The organism is Sporosarcina jiandibaonis (genome assembly GCF_013184495.1).
Lineage (GTDB): Bacteria > Bacillota > Bacilli > Bacillales_A > Planococcaceae > Sporosarcina > Sporosarcina jiandibaonis.
Genome location: NZ_JAAOIY010000025.1, coordinates 1 through 531, shown reverse-complemented (window position 1 = coordinate 531; position 531 = coordinate 1). Strand labels below are relative to the sequence as shown.

The window sequence follows — 531 nt, the reverse complement described above, 5'->3', positions numbered from 1 at the left end:
ACTCACCCATCCGCCGCTAACATTTAAAGAAGCAAGCTTCAATAAATGTTCGCTCGACTTGCATGTATTAGGCATGCCGCCAGCGTTCGTCCTGAGCCAGGATCAAACTCTCCATAATAGAGAAACTTGAATAGCTCGAGTTTCATTTTGCTGACTTCGAATCCGAAGATTCGTTTTTTGTTTCGATTTAACGAAACGTTATATCTTGACGTTTTGCTGTTCAGTTTTCAAGGTTCATATTATTGGTGGAGCCTAGCGGGATCGAACCGCTGACCTCCTGCGTGCAAGGCAGGCGCTCTCCCAGCTGAGCTAAGGCCCCGAAAATGGTCGGGAAGACAGGATTCGAACCTGCGACCCCTTGGTCCCAAACCAAGTGCTCTACCAAGCTGAGCTACTTCCCGAGATTTATAAGTTTATAATTTTAAAAATAATGGCGCGCCCGGCAGAAGTCGAATCCACAACCTTCTGATCCGTAGTCAGACGCTCTATCCAATTGAGCTACGGGCGCATACGAAATAACTGGTGCCGAGA

The 531-nt window shown here is 47.3% G+C and carries 3 tRNA genes and 1 rRNA gene; all 4 read right to left on the bottom strand.

The features are described 5' to 3' along the window. Positions 1 to 118, bottom strand: a 16S ribosomal RNA gene (locus tag G8782_RS18375); the annotation flags it as partial. A 125-nt stretch (positions 119 to 243) separates the two neighbouring features. Then, positions 244 to 319 (bottom strand) — tRNA-Ala (locus G8782_RS18370). A 5-nt stretch (positions 320 to 324) separates the two neighbouring features. Further along, positions 325 to 401: transfer RNA gene (locus G8782_RS18365), tRNA-Pro, on the bottom strand. Between the two features lie 30 nt (positions 402 to 431). Continuing rightward, a tRNA-Arg gene (locus G8782_RS18360) sits at positions 432 to 508 on the bottom strand. Positions 509 to 531 lie beyond the last annotated feature (23 nt).